Here is a 15,877-nt window from a genome sequence, read left to right on the forward strand (position 1 = left end):
CAGCAACGGTTTTACTCGCTGTGCAGCAGTTCGTCGATGTCGATCTGGCTGGCGGGGCGGTGCGGGGGACGCACGTCCTTGACCAGGCCGCCGCTGCTCGGCAAGGCACTGACGGCGGTCGATGGCTTGGTGGCGCGGCTGGCGGCAGCCAGCTTGCGTTTCTGCTCATCGCTCAGTTGCTGGTAATCCTGCCAGGCCTCCGCCTTTTTCTCGGCCGACAACTGCTTGGAGATCTGGTAGTTTTCGCGCGCAATCCGCCGTTGCTGCGGCGTGAGGGCGACCCAGTCGCGCATCCGTTCCTGCAGGCGTTGCTGCTGATCTTTCTTTAATTTAGGGTAACGCTCGGCGATTTTCAGCCATTTGCTGCGATTAAGGTCGCTGAGCTTGTTCCATTCGGGGCGCAGGGGATACAGGATGTTCTGTTGCCGTGGCGTCAGTGTGTGCCAGGCATTCGCCATGCCCGGCGTCGCTTGGGCAATGGCCGGAGCACTGGCGGGGGCGGTGCTGGCGGCCGTTGGTTCCGCGGCCGGTGCCGCAGGCAGCGTCGCGGACGCAGGATGTGACGCATCGGCCGGTGACTTGATCTGCGAGGCCAGTTCCGTCGCCACGCCGACGCTGCCCGCCGCCAGTGCCAGCGCGACCGCCGTCACCCGCAGGGCGCGCCAACGGCGCACAGGCGAGGAGGAGGAAGCGGATGGCGTGCGGGCGGATCCGGTCATTCAGCGCGTTTCAGAAACAGATGGAAGCCGTGGTCGGCATAGGCGGCCGGAGGCAGGTCGTCGAGCAGCATGGCCGAATCGACATCGGCGAGTTCGTCGATACGCTGTTCCTGCTGGAATTCGTACACGCCAGCGATGGAGAGCGCGATGGCGCACAGAATGCCGATCAAGCCAAAGCGGCGCATGAAATTACCGAAGGAGGGGTGGCCTTCATTGCCCCAGCTGCGCTGGCCGGCTTGTGCGTGTACCAGCACCGGCGCAATCTGCGGCGCGTCGGCTTTCTTGCGCGAGACGGCCATGCGGCGGCTGGCCGCCAGGCGTGCCGCAATGTCTGGTTCTACAGCGTTGGCGGACGCATTCAGGGCCGCGCGCACGCGGTCGGCAAAGCGGAGTTCCTTGAGTTCCTGAGTGTTCATAATGTGATGCCTCGTGCTCTCAATGCATGTGCAAGGGCGTGTGTGGCGCGTGAGCAATGTGTCTTGACGCTCCCCTCGGAGCAGCCCATGAGGGCGGCTGTCTCGGCGACGTCCATCTCTTCCCAGTAACGCATGATGAAGGCTTCCCGTTGACGGGCCGGAAGACGCTGGATTTCTTCGTCGATTGCTTGCAGGATCTGTGCCCGCGAGACATGATCCGCGCTGCTTTCCTGGTTGCCGTCACCCGCTTCGGCCTCCAGGGCCTCGAGGATGTCGTTGTCGTTCATGTCGTTGTTGCCGCGCAGGGACGACAGGTGGCTGACCCAGGTACTGCGGACTTTCTGGCGGCGGAACCAGTCGTGCGTGGTGTTCTGCAGAATGCGCTGGAACAGCAGCGGCAATTCGGCGGCCGGCTTGTCGCCATATTTTTCCGCAAGCTTGATCATGGCGTCCTGGACGATGTCGAGCGCGGCATCGTCATCCCGCACCGCGAACACGGCCTGCTTGAAGGCGCGGCGTTCGACGCTCTGCAAGAAATCGGACAGTTCCTGTTCAGTTGCCATACGGCTGGCGGGCGGGGGCGGATAGCGGTCGTGGACGGCCGGGGCCGGCGGGGGGGACGGTTCATGCCGGGAGGGCGATGGCCGGGATACTAGCAAAAAAAGTGCGCCAAGACACGGGCCTGGCCCGCAGGCGTGTGGCGCTGGACCTGAGCAGCCTGATGCGCTAATATCACAGGTTCACAAAATTGGATGTCTCATTCGCCCGCTTATCATGCGGGCTTCCATGCAGACGCGCACGCTCGAACCCGCTCCACAAGTGCGGCAGAGAGCACCAGAACAATTTTTTGCCGAAAATTGGAAAGGAAAAGTCATGAATATGCCCAGCGCGGAATTCTCCCACGCAGACAGTAACAGCAGCCATGGCGCCGAAATCATCGGTGCCGAAATCCTCGTCCGGTCCCTGGCGGCCGAAGGTGTCGAGTTCGTTTGGGGTTATCCCGGCGGCGCGGTCCTGTATATCTACGACGAGATCTTCAAGCAGAACAAATTCGAGCACATCCTGGTGCGCCACGAGCAGGCAGCGGTCCATGCCGCTGACGGCTATGCGCGCGCGACCGGCAAGGTCGGTGTGGCGCTGGTGACGTCCGGCCCCGGTGTGACCAACGCGGTCACGGGGATCGCCACGGCCTACCTCGACTCGATCCCGATGGTCATCATCACCGGCAACGTGCCGACCAATGCCATCGGTGAAGACGCCTTCCAGGAGTGCGATACCGTTGGTATCACGCGCCCGATCGTCAAGCACAACTTCCTCGTGAAAGATGTGCGCGACCTCGCCGCGACCATCAAGAAAGCCTTCCATATCGCCGCGACCGGCCGTCCGGGCCCGGTGGTGGTGGACATTCCAAAGGACGTGTCCGCGCATGCCTGCCGCTTCGAGTATCCGAAGACGGTCGAGATGCGTTCCTACACGCCCGTGACCAAGGGTCACTCGGGCCAGATCCGCAAGGCCGTGAGCCTGCTGCAGGGTGCCGAGCGCCCGTTCATCTACAGCGGCGGTGGCGTGGTGCTGGCAAATGCCTCGGAAGAGCTGCGCCAGCTGGCCGGCATGACCGGCTTCCCGGTGACCAATACGCTGATGGGCCTGGGCGCATTCCCCGGCACCAGCAAGCAGTTCGTTGGCATGCTCGGCATGCACGGCACGTACGAGGCCAATATGGCCATGCAGAACTGCGATGTGCTGATCGCCATCGGCGCGCGTTTCGATGACCGCGTGATCGGCAATCCGGGCCACTTTGCCCAGCAGCCGCGCAAGATCATCCACATCGACATCGACCCCTCGTCGATCTCGAAGCGCGTGAAGGTCGACATTCCCATCGTCGGCAATGTCAAGGACGTGCTGCAGGAAATGATCGCCCAGCTGCAGGCCAGCGATGCACAGCCGAAGACCGATGCACTCGCCGCCTGGTGGAAGCAGATCGATGAATGGCGCAAGACCGATTGCCTGGGGTATGACCGCAATTCGGAAATCATCAAGCCGCAGTATGTGATTGAAAAGATCTGGGAACTGACGGGCGGCGACGCCTTCATCTGTTCCGACGTGGGCCAGCACCAGATGTGGGCCGCGCAGTTCTACAAGTTCGACCAACCGCGCCGCTGGATCAACTCGGGCGGTCTCGGCACGATGGGCGTGGGTCTGCCGTACGCCATGGGTATCAAGAAGGCATTCCCGGACAAGGACGTCGTCACCATTACCGGTGAGGGCTCGATCCAGATGTGCATCCAGGAACTGTCGACCTGCCTGCAATACAAGACGCCGGTCAAGGTGGTGTCGCTAAACAACCGCTACCTGGGAATGGTGCGCCAGTGGCAGGAGCTGCAGTACGACAACCGCTACGCCAGTTCGTACATGGAGGCACTGCCCGATTTCGTCAAACTGGCCGAGGCTTTTGGTCATGTTGGCATGCGCATCGAAAAGACTGCGGATGTCGAGGGCGCGCTGCGCGAGGCATTCAAACTGAAGGACCGGACCGTGTTCATGGATTTCCAGACCGACCCGACGGAAAACGTGTGGCCGATGGTTCAGGCCGGCAAGGGCATCACCGAAATGCTGCTCGGCTCGGAGGACCTGTAATGCGTCACATCATTTCAGTCTTGCTGGAAAACGAACCGGGTGCACTGTCGCGCGTGGTGGGCCTGTTCTCGGCTCGCGGCTACAACATCGAGACCCTGACCGTCGCGCCGACCGAAGACGAATCGCTGTCGCGCATGACCATCGTCACCTCGGGTTCGGATGACGTGATCGAGCAGATCACCAAGCACCTGAACCGCCTCGTCGAGGTCGTGAAGGTGGTCGACCTGACCGAGGGCGCGCACATCGAGCGCGAACTGATGCTGGTGAAGGTCCGTGCGGTGGGCAAGGAGCGCGAGGAAATGAAGCGTACCGCCGATATCTTCCGTGGCCGTGTCATCGACGTGACGGAAAAGACGTACACCATTGAACTGACCGGCAACGGCAGCAAGCTCGATGCATTCCTCGATGCCATCGACCGTACCGCGATCCTCGAGACCGTGCGCACGGGTGGGTCGGGCATCGGCCGCGGCGAACGCATCCTGAAGGTTTAATCTCAGCAGCACAAACACGGAGCCGGCCCACGAAGCCGGCCTCCAGCCACTATCTAGGAAACGAAGGAAAACATCATGAAAGTGTTTTACGACAAAGACGCAGACCTGTCGCTGATCAAGGGCAAGAATGTCACCATCATCGGCTATGGTTCGCAGGGCCATGCCCACGCACTGAACCTGAGCGAATCCGGCGTGAAGGTCACCGTCGGCCTGCGCAAGGGCGGCGCTTCGTGGAACAAGGTCGTGAATGCCGGCCTGCAGGTCAAGGAAGTCGCCGAGGCCGTCAAGGGCGCGGATGTCGTCATGATGCTGCTGCCCGACGAGCAGATCGCCGAGGTGTACAACAAGGAAGTGCACGCCAACATCAAGGAAGGCGCTGCCCTCGCATTTGCACACGGCTTCAACGTGCACTACGGCCAGGTCATCCCGCGTGCCGACCTCGACGTGATCATGATCGCGCCGAAGGCCCCGGGCCACACCGTGCGCAATACGTACACCCAGGGTGGCGGTGTGCCTCACCTGATCGCCGTGCACCAGGACAAGTCCGGCGCCGCCCGTGACATCGCCCTGTCGTACGCTACCGCCAACGGCGGCGGCCGTGCCGGCATCATCGAAACCAATTTCCGCGAAGAGACTGAAACCGACCTGTTCGGCGAGCAGGCGGTGCTGTGCGGTGGTACCGTGGAGCTCATTAAGGCCGGTTTCGAAACGCTGGTGGAAGCCGGCTATGCGCCGGAAATGGCTTACTTCGAGTGCCTGCACGAACTCAAGCTGATCGTCGACCTGATCTATGAAGGCGGCATCGCCAACATGAACTACTCGATCTCGAACAATGCCGAGTATGGTGAGTACGTGACCGGCCCGCGCGTGGTGACGGACGCGACCAAGGAAGCGATGCGCCAGTGCCTGAAGGACATCCAGACCGGTGAATATGCCAAGAGCTTCATCCTGGAAAACCGTGCTGGTGCGCCGACCCTGCAGTCCCGTCGCCGCCTGACCGCCGATCACCAGATCGAGGAAGTGGGTGCCAAGCTGCGCGCGATGATGCCGTGGATCGCCAAGAACAAGCTCGTCGACCAGACCAAGAACTGATCACGGCCCCCCGCTCTACAGCGACCGTGTTGTCTGCTGTTCCCGTTCCAGGGGAGCGTTGCTGATGCAGGCAGTCTGAGAAAAGCCGTTCACGTCCTGAGTGGATGTGAACGGCTTTTTGTTATCCTTGTCATACTTTTTTTCTGAACCGGACCGCATGAACTATCCTCACCCCCTCATCGCAAGAGAAGGCTGGCCATTCCTGCTGATCATCTTCGCACTGACCTGCGTGGTGCATTTCAGTGTCGGACTGTGGTGGTCGTGGCCGCTTTGGGTGCTGAGCATCTTCGTGCTGCAGTTCTTCCGCGATCCGCCGCGGCCGGTGCCGACACAGGCGAATGCGATCCTCTCGCCCGCGGATGGCCGCATCGTTGCGGTCGAGCAGGTCAACGATCCGTATGCGAATCGCGATGCGCTGAAGATCAGCGTGTTTATGAATGTCTTCAATGTGCACTCGAACCGTATTCCCGTGGATGGCACGGTGGAGTCGGTGAGCTACGCGCCGGGCAAGTTCGTCAATGCCGACCTCGACAAGGCATCGATCGAAAACGAGCGCAACGCCATGGTGATTCGCCGCCATGACGGGCTCATCGTGACCTCGGTGCAGGTTGCGGGATTGATTGCGCGGCGTATCCTCTGCTATGTGCGGGCCGGGGAGACTGTCGAGCGCGGTCAGCGCTACGGCTTCATCCGTTTTGGCTCGCGCGTGGACGTATACCTGCCGCTGACGGCACGGCCGCGTGTGACGATCGGCGACAAGGTGTACGCCACCATGACGATTCTCGCCGAGCTGGACTCGCCGACTGAGGCGCAGGGAGACTGACATGGCGGCCTTTAACCGGCGCAACAAACGTTTTGGCGCAGGCGTTGCGCCGACCCGCACGTTCCGCCGCAACCAGGCGGCGCGCAGCGACATGCCGGAAGACGATCCGCTCGAGCTGGAGCCGCCGCGTCCGCGCCGGCGCGGTATCTATCTGCTGCCGAATGCGTTCACGACGGCGGCACTGTTCGCAGGTTTCTTCGCCATCGTGCAGGCGATGAACCTCAATTTCGAATCGGCGGCCATCGCCATCTTCGCCGCCATGGTGCTCGACGGCATGGATGGCCGCGTGGCGCGCATCACGCATACGCAAAGCGCATTCGGCGAACAATACGATTCTCTTTCCGACATGACATCGTTCGGCGTCGCGCCGGCGCTGGTGATGTACGAGTGGATCCTGCGCGACCTCGGCAAGTGGGGCTGGCTGGCAGCGTTTGTCTATTGCGCGGGCGCCGCGTTGCGACTGGCGCGCTTCAACGCCAATATCGGTGTGGTCGACAAACGTTTCTTCCAGGGATTGCCGAGCCCGGCCGCGGCTGCGCTGGTCGCAGGCTTCGTCTGGCTGGCCATCGACAATAAGCTGCCAGTGCGTGAACTGTGGATGCCATGGGCTGCGTTCACGATCACGCTGTACGCGGGGCTGTCGATGGTTTCGAACGCGCCGTTCTACAGCGGCAAGGCGCTCGATGTGCGCTATCGCGTGCCGTTTGGCGTGATGGTGTTGCTGCTGATTGGTTTCGTCGTGATCTCGAGCGATCCGCCCGTGGCGCTGTTCGGCCTGTTCGTGGTGTATGCGTTGTCGGGTTATGCGCTGTCGGGCTGGCGCATGATGAAAGGGAAGCCGAGCCTGTTCAAGCGCGCCCCGGCCGTTGCCGAGGGTAGTGAACCTGCGGGTCCGGACGCCGCCCAGAAATGACGGCTTGACGAGCCGGTCCGTACATCGGGTGCGGGCACTTCGTTGATCGTGTTGTTTCAGTTGCTTCATCATGGAGGAGGTCGATCATGAGCATTCTCGGATTCATCAAGGACGCCGGTGAAAAACTGTTTGGCAAGGCCCAGGCCGCACCGGCCGCACCCGCAGCAGACCCTGCTGCTGCCGACGCAGCCAACCGGGCTGCCGGCGAGGCCATCGAGAAATACATCGCCTCGATGTCACTCGAAGCCACCGGGCTGTCTGTGCAGGTCGATGCCTCCAAGGGACTAGTCACGGTCTTCGGTGTGGCGCCAGACCAAGCCACACGTGAAAAGATCATCCTGTGTTGCGGTAACGTTGCGGGCGTGGAGCAGGTGGAAGACAAGATGAGTGTGCGCACCGAGGCCCCGGGCTCGCAATGGCATACGGTGGAGAAGGGCGATACGCTCTCCGCCATCTCCAAGAAGTTCTATGGCAATGCCAATCTGTACCAGGGAATTTTCGAGGCCAACCGTCCCATGCTGACGCATCCGGACAAGATCTATCCGGGCCAGAAGCTGCGGATTCCGCCGAAGCCCTGATCTGCCTGAACCCGAACGGATGATGCGTGCGCGCAACATATGCCGCAGTTGCGCGCATGCCTCATCTCCGTTATAGTGATTTCATGTTGCTGAATTTTTCGCTTCTCTCGCTAGCGCTGATTTCGCTTGGTGGCCTACTAAGGCACCAGGACGGGACGCGCGCGTGCTGAGACGAGACCAGTAACGCGGTAATACGGAATTTCGACGCCCCGGCCTGCATGTACGCACGCCGGGGCGTTTTGTATTTGTCACCCGGTGTGAATGCGTCCGGATCTTCACTCCGTTCAACATAAATGCAGTAACGACCACACGAAAGGCCTTCACATGAGCGACAGAGTCATCATTTTCGATACGACATTGCGCGATGGCGAGCAGTCGCCCGGCGCTTCCATGACGCGGGAAGAAAAGATCCGCATCGCCAAGCAGCTTGAGCGCCTGAAGGTCGATGTCATCGAAGCCGGCTTTGCCGCCAGCTCGAACGGCGATTTCGAGGCGATCCAGGCGATTGCTCAGACCGTCAAGGATTCCACCATCTGCTCGCTGGCGCGCGCCAACGACAAGGACATCGCCCGCGCGGCCGAAGCGCTCAAGCCGGCGAATGCTTTCCGCATCCACACCTTCATCGCCACCTCGGCGCTGCACATGGAGAAGAAGCTGCGCATGACGCCGGACCAGGTGTACGAGCAGGCCCGCCTCGCCGTCCGTTTTGCGCGCAATTTCACGAATGACATCGAGTTCTCGCCGGAAGACGGTAGCCGCTCCGACCCCGATTTCCTCTGCCGTGTGCTTGAGGCCGTGATTGCAGAAGGCGCGACTACCATCAACCTTCCCGATACCGTCGGTTACGCCGTGCCGGAAGGCTACGCTGCGATGATCCGCTCGGTGCGCGAACGGATTCCCAACTCTGACAAGGCCATCTGGTCGGTGCACTGCCACAACGACCTCGGCATGGCCGTGGCGAACTCGCTGACCGCCGTCAAGCAGGCCGGTGCGCGCCAGATCGAGTGCACGATCAATGGTCTTGGCGAGCGCGCCGGCAACACCAGTCTCGAAGAAGTGGTGATGGCCCTGCGCACGCGCCGTGACTATTTCGGCGTGGACGTGGGCGTGGAAACCTCGCAGATCGTGCCGGCTTCCAAGCTTGTGTCGCAGATTACCGGTTTCGTGGTGCAGCCCAACAAGGCCGTGGTTGGCGCCAACGCTTTTGCCCATGCCTCCGGCATTCACCAGGATGGCGTGCTGAAGGCGCGCGACACCTACGAGATCATGCGGGCCGAAGATGTGGGCTGGACGGCCAACAAGATCGTGCTCGGCAAACTCTCCGGCCGCAATGCCTTCAAGCAGCGCCTGCAGGAACTCGGCATCGAGCTCGAAAGCGATGCCGAAGTGCAGGCCGCGTTCGTGCGCTTCAAGGAACTGGCTGACCAGAAGGCCGAGATCTTCGACGAGGATATCATCGCCATCGTGTCCGATGAGTCCCATACCGCGAACGATTATTTCCGTTTCGTATCGCTGGCCCAGCAGTCCGAGACTGGCGCCCGTCCGCGTGCACGCGTCGTGTTCCAGTGCGATGGCAAGGAAGTGTCGGCTGAAGCCGAGGGCAACGGTCCGGTGGATGCCACGCTGAATGCCATCGAGAGCAAGGTCGCCAGCGGGGCCGAGCAGCTGCTGTACTCGGTCAATGCCATCACCACCGGGACGCAGGCGCAGGGCGAAGTGACCGTCCGCCTGTCCAAGTCCGGCCGCATCGTCAATGGGGTTGGCACGGATCCGGATATCGTGGCTGCTTCGGCCAAGGCGTATCTCGCGGCGCTGAACAAGCTGCACGACAAGTCGAGCGAAAAGCTCAACCCGCAGATCTGATCTCGTAAGAGTGCGGCTGCGCGTGATCTGGCGCGCAGCCGTTGGTCTGGCGGCGACACAATCGCAAGCCAGGCACGTCGATTGGCGTCCGGGCTACCAGCCCGGACGCTCGCGCGGCTCATACATCGGATCGGGACTCACCTGCGTCAGCCGCAGGATTCCGGTCGGATCGAAGTAGAAATGATAGAGCGACGGCCACACGTCCTCGTGCTTGAAGCGATAGCTCCACGTCTCGCGCTGCATCAGGGGAAAGTAGGCGGTTTCCAGCGGCCGGCCGAATTGTTCCAGCACGTCCTGGCGCGTCCATTTGCCGATTTCCGCGCGCGCGAACTCAAGTGTGCGCAGGACCTGGCGGAACGAGATCAGCTTGCCGTTGCTGTCGAATTCGGCAGCGTAGGTGAATTGCCCAAACGGCTGGGTTGGATACAGCCAGCGCGTATGCCCGTTCTTGAGCCGATAGATTTCCGCGGGCGAGCCCTGGGCGGCCCGCACATCGGCCTCCGTACCGCCCAGCAATGCCTGGGCGCGCTCCTCGCGCGGCACCATCCAGGCGCAGCCCGCCAGGCTAGCGGCCAAGGCCGCGATGATCGCGGTGCGACGGTAACTTGAAAAGTGACGTTTTTGCATCATTTTGCCGTATTGTGTTGTGAACCTCTGATGGCTCGGGCCGCCGGTCCTGTCGAATCTGGCAATGAGCGGCGCACGCTGGGAGGTCCGCATGTGCCCGCAAGGGTCGCCGGACTGGCGGGCGGTTTGTGTTTCAGTTATACTCCACCCCTTGCCAAATGCGTACTCGCCGGTTTTTCGGCGGTGGCGGCGGCAAACCGGGGGTTCCCCATTTTTGTCCAACACGACGCCAGCGGTCATCACGGCTGCGGCGTTCGCAAGTAAAAAAAGGTGCATCATGGCATTTGCCAACATCAACAAGCAAGACATCGTCAAGCAACACGCCCGCGGCGCCAACGATACCGGCAGCCCGGAAGTCCAGGTCGCCCTGCTGACCGCCCGCATCAACGAACTGACCCCGCACTTCAAAGCCAACATGAAGGACCACCACAGCCGTCGTGGCCTGCTGAAGATGGTCAGCCGTCGTCGCCGTCTGCTCGACTACCTCAAGGGCAAGGATGCCGACCGCTATCGTGCCCTGATCGAAGTCCTCGGTCTGCGCAAGTAATCATGGCGCGATTTGCGTCAGGAACAGAATACGCATCGTTCTGATGCACGAATGCCTGCCTCGGTGCGCTGAAGCAGGCATTTTGTTTTTTGTGGTCGGCCGCTGAAGCGGCAGCCGACTGCGAGCGAGATTTCCCGCGGTATCGTCGTTCGAGTGACTGGGCGTCACGATATTGCGGGAAGTGCAGTAACAGGTTGTACGACCGGGGTCCGGCAAGGAACCAGAGCTTTGTGTCATTCCACAGGCATGTCCCAGCAGTGCGGGGCGTATCCGTGGAATGGCATAACACTTCTCTGCAACTGCGCCTGGCCAGTACCGGCAGCATGTCCGCGGCTGAGTGCGCGGACGCGTATGAAGGAGAGAATACATGTTCAAGAAAATCGTGAAGGAATTCCAGTGGGGCGGCCATACCGTCCGCATGGAAACGGGCGAAATCGCCCGCCAGGCCAGCGGCGCCGTGCTGGTGAACGTCGATGAAACCGTGGTGCTGGCGACCGTCGTTGGCGCCAAGAAAGCCAAGCCGGGCCAGGACTTTTTTCCGCTGACGGTCGACTATCTCGAGAAGACCTATGCCGCCGGCAAGATCCCCGGTGGCTTCTTCAAGCGCGAGGGCCGTCCGTCCGAGTTCGAAACGCTGACCTCGCGCCTGATCGACCGGCCGCTGCGCCCGCTGTTCCCGGAAGGCTTCTACAACGAAGTGCAGGTCGTGATCCATGTCGTGTCGCTGAACCCTGACGTGCCGGCCGACATCCCCGCCCTGATCGGCGCCTCGGCCGCGCTGGCCGTGTCCGGCCTGCCGTTCAATGGCCCGGTGGGCGCTGCCCGCGTCGGCTACAAAGATGGCCAGTACCTGCTGAACCCGACTCGCACCCAGCAAGCCACGTCGGAGCTCGACCTGGTCGTTGCCGGTACCGAGGCAGCCGTGTTGATGGTGGAATCGGAAGCGCAGCAGCTATCGGAAGAAATCATGCTGGGTGCCGTGGTCTTCGGCCATGAGCAGATGCAGACGGCGATCAATGCCATTCACGACCTCGTGCGCGAAGGCGGCAAGCCGGAATGGGACTGGGCGCCTGCGCCGAAGAACGAAGCGCTGCTGGCCAAGGTTGCCGAAGTGGCCGAGCCACAACTGCGCGAAGCCTATCAGATCCGCGAGAAGCAGGCGCGCAGCCAGAAGCTGAAGCTGGTCGCGCCGGCCGTGATGGAAAAGCTGGCGGAAGCCGGTATCGAAGCCACCGAAGTCGACGTCGGCAACATGATCTTCGATCTGGAAGCCAAGATCGTACGTGGCCAGATTCTGTCGGGCGAGCCGCGTATCGATGGCCGCGACACGCGCACCGTGCGTCCGATCGAAATCCGCAACGGCGTGCTGCCGCGCGCCCACGGTTCCGCGCTGTTCACGCGCGGCGAAACGCAGGCGCTGGTGGTGGCCACGCTCGGCACGGGCCGTGACGAACAGATCATCGATGCGCTTTCGGGCGAGTACCGCGACCGCTTCATGCTTCACTACAACATGCCTCCGTTCGCGACTGGCGAAACCGGCCGCGTTGGTTCGCCGAAACGCCGCGAAATCGGCCACGGCCGCCTCGCCAAGCGCGCGCTCGCACCGGTACTGCCGACGCCGGAAGAATTCGCCTACACCGTGCGTGTCGTGTCGGAAATCACCGAGTCGAACGGTTCGTCGTCGATGGCGTCGGTGTGCGGTGGCTGCCTGTCGATGATCGACGCCGGCGTGCCGCTCAAGGCGCACGTCGCCGGTGTGGCCATGGGCCTGATCCTGGACGGCAACAAGTTCGCCGTGCTGACCGACATCCTGGGTGACGAGGATCACCTCGGCGACATGGACTTCAAGGTGGCCGGTACTGCCGACGGCATCACCGCGCTGCAGATGGACATCAAGGTCCAGGGCATCACCAAGGAAATCATGCAGGTCGCGCTGGCCCAGGCCAAGGAGGGTCGCCTGCATATCCTCGGCAAGATGGCCGCAGCCATGGAAGGCGTGGAAGTCGGCCTGTCGGCCCACGCGCCGCGCATGATCACCATGAAGATCCATCCGGACAAGATCCGCGAAGTGATCGGCAAGGGCGGTTCGACCATCCAGGCCCTGACCAAGGAAACCGGCACGTCGATCGACATCCAGGAAGACGGCACCATCACCATCGCCTCGACCTCGGCCGAGGGCATGGAAGAAGCCAAGCGTCGCATCGAAGGCATCACGGCCGAAGCCGAAGTCGGCAAGATCTATGGCGGTACCGTGCTCAAGCTGCTGGACTTTGGCGCCATCGTCAATATCCTGCCGGGCAAGGACGGCCTGCTGCACATCTCCGAGATCGTCAATGAGCGCGTCAAGGACATCAAGGACTGGCTGAAGGAAGGCCAGCAGGTCCGCGTCAAGCTGATCCAGGCTGATGAGAAGGGTCGTCTGCGCCTGTCGATCAAGGCAGCCGTGGCGGACGAAGGCGGTGGCCTGACTCCGCAGGCGCCGGCGGAAGGTGCGCCCGCCGCGCAGCCGGGTGGCAGCGATGCCAGCCAGCAGCAACAGCAGCAGGATGCAGAGCAGGGTCGCCAGCCTGAATAAGGCAGCGGTACGGATGCCTTGGGCATCCACCTGCAATCGAAACGGCTGGCAGCGTCCAGCCGTTTTTTTATGTTTGGCAGCGGCTGCGGCCGTCCGGCCATCCCTGCCGGGGTGTCAGGAGAGCGGACGTCGCCGCCGGCGATTTTTGTTTACACTGCCGATTCACATGACAGTACAGGCAGTGACAGGACAATCAGATGAAAGCAATCGAAATCACCACCTATGGCGGCCCCGAAGTATTGAAACTGACCGAACGGCCCGATCCCGTCGCCGGTAATGGAGAAGTGCTGATCCGCGTGGCCGCGTCCGGCGTCAACCGGCCCGATGTGTTTCAACGCACCGGCAACTACCCCGTGCCGCCGGGCGCATCGGATCTGCCAGGGCTGGAAGTGGCCGGCGAGATCATCGGCGGCGATCTCGCGCATGCTGACAATGTCTGGGGCCTCAAGGTCGGAGATCGCGTCTGTGCACTGGTGCAAGGTGGCGGCTATGCCGAGTTGTGCGTCGCGCCTATCGGCCAGTGCCTGCCGGTGCCTACGGGCTTGTCCGATGTCGAAGCCGCGGCATTGCCGGAAACTTTCTTCACGGTCTGGAGCAATGTTTTCGACCGGGGCGCTCTCGGCCAGGGTCCGCTGGGCAAGCAGGAAACGCTGCTGGTACAGGGCGGTTCGAGCGGCATCGGTACCACAGCCATCCAGATCGCCCGCGCGCTGGGTTACCGCGTGTTCGCGACGGCCGGCAGCGATGAGAAGTGCCGGGCCTGCGAGGCGCTCGGCGCGGAACGTGGCATCAACTACCGGACCGAGGATTTCGTTGAGGTCACGCAGGGGCTTACCGCAGGGCGTGGCGTAGATGTCATTCTGGACATGGTCGGCGGCGCCTATCTGGCCCGTGAGATCCGTGGCGTAGCCGATGACGGCCGTATCGTGATCATCGCTTTGCTGGGCGGCGCCAAGGCAGAAATTCCACTCAGCGACATCCTGCGCCGCCGCATCACGGTCACCGGCTCGACGCTGCGCCCGCGCTCGATTGCGTTCAAGGCAGCGATTGCCGCCAACCTCAAGCGGCATGTGTGGCCACTGCTCGAGGCCGGCACCATCAAGCCGGTGATCTACCGCACGCTGCCCGCCGCCCAGGCGGCCGAGGCGCACGCGCTGATGGAGTCCAGCCAGCATATAGGCAAGATCATGCTGGCCTGGTAAAGGCCGAGCGGGCCGGGCGGGCCGGGCGGATTGCCGAGGTGGGACGAATTAAAACGAGATTCATTATCATCTGATTGCGCTTTCCGCAACCTTGGCGGTTCTGCCGAATCACAGTACGGAGTAGGTACCCCGCCGGTTGATGGCGCTTGCGTTCTCCACGGGGTACAATCGCGGGTTGATTTTGAACCTGCAGCCGATGGAAGGGACGCGCGTGAGACAGAAGCTGGTAGTCGGAAACTGGAAAATGCATGGCAGCCTCGAGGCCAATGGCGGATTGCTGAAGGCCGTGGCAGCCGGCGCAGGAGCGTTGCAACCGGTTCAGTTGGCGGTGTGCGCGCCATTTCCATATCTGGCGCAGTGCCAGTCGCTGCTGGCCGGCAGCCCGGTGCAATGGGGCGCGCAGGATGTGTCCGCCGAAGCGCGCGGCGCGTTCACCGGCGAAGTGGCCGCTTCCATGCTCGCCGAGTTCGGCTGCCAGTTCGTGATCGTCGGCCACTCGGAGCGCCGGACCTACCATGCCGAGCAGGATTCGGTCATTGCCACCAAGGCGCTGCGCGCACTCGAGCATGGTGTCACGCCGATCGTCTGCGTCGGCGAAACCCTCGCCCAGCGCGAGGCCGGCCAGACCGAGCAGGTCGTGGGCCGCCAGCTGCAAGCCTTGCTTGATGCGCTGTCCGTCGAGCAACTCGGGCGCATCGTCGTTGCCTATGAGCCCGTCTGGGCGATCGGTACCGGCAAGACCGCTAGCAGCGCCCAGGCGCAGGATGTGCACGCTTATCTCCGCGGACTCGTTGCCTCGCGCGATGCCGGCGTGGCGCAACGCATGCAGATCCTGTACGGCGGCAGCGTGAAGCCGGAAAGCGCAGGCGAGCTGTTCGGCATGCCCGACATCGACGGCGGCCTGATCGGCGGCGCGTCGCTCAAGGCGGAAGATTTCCTGGCAATCGGCGCGGCAGGCCGCGCCTGATGCCCAAGAGTATTTACGTTTAAGTCATCGGGATCATCAATGAGTATTTTCAAGACTCTTCTTCTCGTGCTGCAGATCGGCTCGGCGCTGGGCGTGATCGGGCTGGTGCTGCTGCAGCAGGGCAAGGGCGCGGATATGGGCGCCGCGTTCGGCTCCGGCAACTCCGGCAGCCTGTTCGGCGCCGCCGGCTCGGCCAACTTCCTGTCGCGCACCACCGCAGCGCTGGCCACGGTGTTTTTCCTCTCGACACTGGGCCTGACCATGCTGGGTTCGCACCGTCCCGCAGCAGGCGCGGGCGTCATGGGCTCGATGACGACTTCGCAGCCTGCGGCAGCTCCGGCAGCCGCGTCCGGCGTCCCGGCAGCGGACGCAGGCGCCTCGGCTCCGGCTGCGCCGGCCGTGCCGAAGTAAGGGGCGCGAAGCCCGT

16 protein-coding genes are annotated in these 15,877 nt (G+C 62.6%); 12 read left to right on the top strand and 4 right to left on the bottom strand.

Going from position 1 to position 15,877, the window contains the following annotated elements:
* Window positions 1–11: 11 nt before the first annotated feature.
* The 3 genes from ACQ3C8_RS03730 to ACQ3C8_RS03740 are packed head-to-tail and all read right to left on the bottom strand — an operon-like array spanning window position 12 to window position 1,698.
* Window positions 12–719 (bottom strand): DUF3106 domain-containing protein, encoded by a 708-nt coding sequence (locus ACQ3C8_RS03730; protein ID WP_428852513.1) that lies wholly within the window; start codon window positions 717–719, stop codon window positions 12–14.
* The gene (locus ACQ3C8_RS03735; protein ID WP_428852514.1) at window positions 716–1,135 is read right to left on the bottom strand and encodes a DUF3619 family protein; all 420 of its coding nucleotides are present in this window, start codon (window positions 1,133–1,135) and stop codon (window positions 716–718) included. Before ACQ3C8_RS03735 ends, ACQ3C8_RS03730 begins: the two co-directional genes overlap by 4 nt.
* Entirely contained in the window at window positions 1,132–1,698 is a 567-nt protein-coding gene (locus tag ACQ3C8_RS03740; protein ID WP_428852515.1) for an RNA polymerase sigma factor, read from the bottom strand. Before ACQ3C8_RS03740 ends, ACQ3C8_RS03735 begins: the two co-directional genes overlap by 4 nt.
* A 310-nt stretch (window positions 1,699–2,008) precedes the next feature.
* Between ACQ3C8_RS03740 and ACQ3C8_RS03745 the strand changes: the two genes are divergently transcribed.
* The 7 genes from ACQ3C8_RS03745 (at window position 2,009) to ACQ3C8_RS03775 (ending at window position 9,532) form a co-directional block, all read left to right on the top strand.
* Complete coding sequence (locus tag ACQ3C8_RS03745) at window positions 2,009–3,772, top strand: acetolactate synthase 3 catalytic subunit (protein WP_009521964.1); 1,764 nt, start codon at window positions 2,009–2,011, stop codon at window positions 3,770–3,772.
* Entirely contained in the window at window positions 3,772–4,263 is a 492-nt protein-coding gene (gene ilvN, locus ACQ3C8_RS03750; RefSeq protein ID WP_009521965.1) for an acetolactate synthase small subunit, read from the top strand. The genes ACQ3C8_RS03745 and ilvN overlap by 1 nt, the downstream gene beginning before the upstream one ends.
* A 75-nt stretch (window positions 4,264–4,338) precedes the next feature.
* Window positions 4,339–5,355 (top strand): ketol-acid reductoisomerase, encoded by a 1,017-nt coding sequence (gene ilvC / locus ACQ3C8_RS03755; protein WP_009521966.1) that lies wholly within the window; start codon window positions 4,339–4,341, stop codon window positions 5,353–5,355.
* A gap of 157 nt (window positions 5,356–5,512) precedes the next feature.
* On the top strand, window positions 5,513–6,178 hold the full coding sequence (locus ACQ3C8_RS03760) for a phosphatidylserine decarboxylase (protein WP_009521967.1): 666 nt from the start codon (window positions 5,513–5,515) through the stop codon (window positions 6,176–6,178).
* Window position 6,179: 1 nt separating this feature from the next.
* Window positions 6,180–7,091 carry a CDP-diacylglycerol--serine O-phosphatidyltransferase gene (gene pssA / locus ACQ3C8_RS03765; RefSeq protein WP_428852516.1) on the top strand — a complete coding sequence of 304 codons (912 nt, stop codon included), beginning with the start codon at window positions 6,180–6,182 and terminating at the stop codon, window positions 7,089–7,091.
* A gap of 86 nt (window positions 7,092–7,177) precedes the next feature.
* Window positions 7,178–7,669, top strand: coding sequence for a peptidoglycan-binding protein LysM (gene lysM, locus ACQ3C8_RS03770; RefSeq protein ID WP_009521969.1), 492 nt, complete (start codon window positions 7,178–7,180; stop codon window positions 7,667–7,669).
* A gap of 324 nt (window positions 7,670–7,993) precedes the next feature.
* Window positions 7,994–9,532 carry a 2-isopropylmalate synthase gene (locus ACQ3C8_RS03775; RefSeq protein ID WP_009521970.1) on the top strand — a complete coding sequence of 513 codons (1,539 nt, stop codon included), beginning with the start codon at window positions 7,994–7,996 and terminating at the stop codon, window positions 9,530–9,532.
* A gap of 93 nt (window positions 9,533–9,625) precedes the next feature.
* On the opposite strand, the gene ACQ3C8_RS03780 is transcribed toward ACQ3C8_RS03775, so the two are convergent.
* Window positions 9,626–10,162 (bottom strand): hypothetical protein, encoded by a 537-nt coding sequence (locus tag ACQ3C8_RS03780; RefSeq protein ID WP_428853025.1) that lies wholly within the window; start codon window positions 10,160–10,162, stop codon window positions 9,626–9,628.
* 274 nt (window positions 10,163–10,436) lie between these two features.
* On the opposite strand from ACQ3C8_RS03780, the gene rpsO reads away from it, so the two are divergent.
* The 5 genes from rpsO to secG all read left to right on the top strand — a co-directional run bounded on the left by rpsO (window position 10,437) and on the right by secG (window position 15,861).
* Window positions 10,437–10,706 carry a 30S ribosomal protein S15 gene (rpsO, locus tag ACQ3C8_RS03785; RefSeq protein WP_428852517.1) on the top strand — a complete coding sequence of 90 codons (270 nt, stop codon included), beginning with the start codon at window positions 10,437–10,439 and terminating at the stop codon, window positions 10,704–10,706.
* 367 nt (window positions 10,707–11,073) lie between these two features.
* On the top strand, window positions 11,074–13,281 hold the full coding sequence (gene pnp, locus ACQ3C8_RS03790; RefSeq protein WP_428852518.1) for a polyribonucleotide nucleotidyltransferase: 2,208 nt from the start codon (window positions 11,074–11,076) through the stop codon (window positions 13,279–13,281).
* 197 nt (window positions 13,282–13,478) lie between these two features.
* A complete protein-coding gene (locus ACQ3C8_RS03795) occupies window positions 13,479–14,483 on the top strand; it encodes an NAD(P)H-quinone oxidoreductase (protein WP_428852519.1) in 1,005 nt (334 codons plus the stop codon).
* 196 nt (window positions 14,484–14,679) lie between these two features.
* Entirely contained in the window at window positions 14,680–15,450 is a 771-nt protein-coding gene (gene tpiA, locus ACQ3C8_RS03800; RefSeq protein ID WP_050981039.1) for a triose-phosphate isomerase, read from the top strand.
* Between the two features lie 39 nt (window positions 15,451–15,489).
* Window positions 15,490–15,861 carry a preprotein translocase subunit SecG gene (secG, locus tag ACQ3C8_RS03805; RefSeq protein WP_009521976.1) on the top strand — a complete coding sequence of 124 codons (372 nt, stop codon included), beginning with the start codon at window positions 15,490–15,492 and terminating at the stop codon, window positions 15,859–15,861.
* The last annotated feature ends 16 nt before the right edge of the window (window positions 15,862–15,877 follow it).

It is taken from the genome of Imbroritus primus (assembly GCF_964332355.1).
GTDB lineage: Bacteria > Pseudomonadota > Gammaproteobacteria > Burkholderiales > Burkholderiaceae > Imbroritus > Imbroritus primus.